The 2,562-nt window shown below is 62.9% G+C and carries 2 protein-coding genes and 1 pseudogene; all 3 read right to left on the bottom strand.

Features of this window, described 5'->3' with window-relative positions; genetic code table 11:
* Positions 1 to 167 (bottom strand): annotated as a pseudogene (locus EN969_RS36280) (LacI family transcriptional regulator); the annotation flags it as partial.
* Between the two features lie 51 nt (positions 168 to 218).
* Positions 219 to 1,214 (bottom strand): ABC transporter permease, encoded by a 996-nt coding sequence (locus EN969_RS26220; protein WP_013532921.1) that lies wholly within the window; start codon positions 1,212 to 1,214, stop codon positions 219 to 221.
* A 79-nt stretch (positions 1,215 to 1,293) separates the two neighbouring features.
* The coding region (locus EN969_RS26215) for a sugar ABC transporter ATP-binding protein (protein ID WP_164758497.1) at positions 1,294 to 2,562 on the bottom strand (1,269 nt) is incomplete at its 5' end.

Here is a 2,562-nt window from a genome sequence, read left to right as displayed (position 1 = left end):
GCCTGGAAGAAGTCGCCGGTCGAGAGATAGCGCACCAGCGCGATCTTGACGCCGGGCTTGTCGAAGGGCGCCGGCTTGTCCGCGGCAAAAGCCGGGACCTGCATCAGCATAGTTGCGCCGGCCAATCCGAGCGCCACCTTCCCCAGAAGTCTTCTTGTAATGCTCACTTTGTTTTCCTCCACTCTTGTTGAACTCGAAAATCCTGTTCCGGTCGAAAGCTATCTCCTGCCCCTGCCCGAAAGCGCAAAGGTGAAGACAAGGGCGACGACCAGAACCACGCCCTTGATGAAATCCTGCGTGTAGTAAGGCGCGTTCATCATCGTCAGGCCCTGAAGCAAGATGCCGACGAACAGCGCGCCGATGGCGGTGCCGAAGGCGTTCGGCTTGGCGGCACCCAGCACCGCGTAGCCGATCAGCGCTGCGGCAACCGCATCGAGCAGCAGATTATTACCCGAGGCGATGTCGCCGCGTCCAAGCCGGGCAGCGAGCAAAATGCCCCCGATCGAGGCAAAAACACCTGAAATGACGTAAGCCCAGATCTTGTATGCCTTGACAGGCGCGCCGGCGAGTTCGGCGGCGCGCTCATTGCTGCCGACGGCATACATCATGCGGCCGAAACGGGTGTATTCGAGGAAGAACCAGATCAGCACGGCGAGCACGAGCAGCACCACCACCGACACTGGAATGAGGTTCGGGATGAAGAAGTCGAAGCGGTGGCGGCCAAGCGCCAGGAAGGCGTCGGAGAATTTGCCGTTGGCGACCGAACCATCAGGCATGGTCATGCCGGTGGCGATCGAGCGGCCTTCGGTTGGAATGCGCTGCAGGCCGACGAGCAGGAACATCATGCCGAGCGTCGCCAGCAGATCGGGCACACGCATGTAGACGATCAGCCAGCCATTGATCAGGCCGACGATGGCGCCGATGAGCAGGCAGACGACGACCGCGACAAGGGCGTTCTGCTCCAGCACCACCATGACATAGGCGGCCGCCATCATGGCTGAGGTGGCGACCGAGCCGATCGACAGATCAAAACCTCCGACGACCAGCGTGGCGGTGACGCCGAGCGCCAGCACGCCGGTGATGGCGACCGACTGGAAGATGAAAACCGCACTTTGCGGCGAAACGAAACCGTCGGCGGCGATCGAGAAATAGGCGACGAGCCCGAACAAGAGCACGATGAATCCGTAGCGGATGGCGTGGTCGCGCAATGTCATTCGGCGCTCCCGCGCGCTGCTGCCGTTTTTAGCCAATCCGAACCCATGCTCTTTCCATTCCCATTCCTAACGCCCGCGCTCAGGCGGCACTGTGCAGCGGCCCGCCGGCGACCTCGGCCAACAGGCGGTCGAGATCGACATCGGCATTGCGGTGCTCGCCGACGATGGTCTGTTCCGACATGACCAGGATGCGATCGGCGGTCTCCAGCGCCTCGTCGAGTTCGGTGACGAACAGCAGCGTGGCGCGTCCGTTTGCACTGGCCCTGAGCTTGGCGGCGATGTCGCGCCGGGCGGAAATATCGACGCCCTGAAACGGCTCGTCCAGAATGAACAGTCTCGCATGCTGGGCCATCCAGCGGGCGACCATCACCTTCTGCTGGTTGCCGCCGGAGAGCTCCGACATCTCGTCCTTCTCGGAGCGGCAGACGATGCCCAGCTCCTCGATCTGCCGGCGCGCCGTGGCGCGTTCCAGACGGCGCTTGAGAACAGCGAAACGTGACATGCGCTTGTGAAACGGCAGGCTGATATTTTCCTGGATGTTGAAGCCGCCGACGATGCCGTTCTCGCCGCGGTCCTTGGCAACGAGGAACACGCCGGCGGCGATCGCCTCGCCGGCTGTTTCAGGCGCATAAGGCCTGCCGTTCAGCGTCATTGTGCCGGCCAGCGGCTGGCGCACGCCAAACAGCGTCTCGGCAAGCGCCGTCTTGCCGACGCCGACGAGGCCGGTGATGGCAACGACCTCACCGTCGCCGAGCGTCAGCGAGATCGGCCGTGCGCCTTGTGCGATGCGCAGACCGTCTATCTTGAAGACGGCATTGGCCGAATCCCTGACAACAATCCGGTCGAGATGGATCTTGCGGCCGAGCATGGCGTTGACCGCGCCTTCATAGTCGAGCGGTTTCTTGTCGAAAATGCCTGAGATGATCCCGTCCCGCATGGATACGATGCGGTCGGCCAGCCGCCTTATGTCCGACATACGGTGCGAGATGTAGAGGATGGCCACGCCTTGCTCGCGCAGCCTGTCGATCAGGGCAAACAGCCGATCAGCCTCGGCGCTGGAGAGCGATGAGGTCGGCTCGTCGAGGATCAGCACTTTCGGCTTGTGCGCCAGCGCGCGGGCAATCGCCACCATCTGACGATCGGCCAGCGAAAGATCACTCACCCGCGCCTTCAAATCGATGGCCAGCCCCATGCGGTCGGCAACCGTCTTGGCCTCTCGCCGCACGCGCATTGGATTGAACAGGGTCGGCGCACCGCTGCCGCTCAGCCGGTCCAGCGTCAGGTTGGTGGCGACGTCGAGATCGGCGACGACACCGTCGTTGATGTTCTGATGCACGGTGACGACGCC

It is taken from the genome of Mesorhizobium sp. M7A.F.Ca.CA.003.01.2.1 (assembly GCF_003998945.1).
Taxonomy (GTDB): Bacteria; Pseudomonadota; Alphaproteobacteria; order Rhizobiales; family Rhizobiaceae; genus Mesorhizobium; species Mesorhizobium ciceri.
The sequence above is the reverse complement of the archived record's forward strand: the minus strand, read 5'-3'. Positions and strand labels throughout refer to the sequence as shown.

What these genes read in the sequence shown, in the direction of transcription:
- EN969_RS26220 (WP_013532921.1), bottom strand. Translation starts at nt 1,214, where the DNA reads ATGACATTGCGCGACCACGCCATCCGCTACGGATTCATCGTGCTCTTG.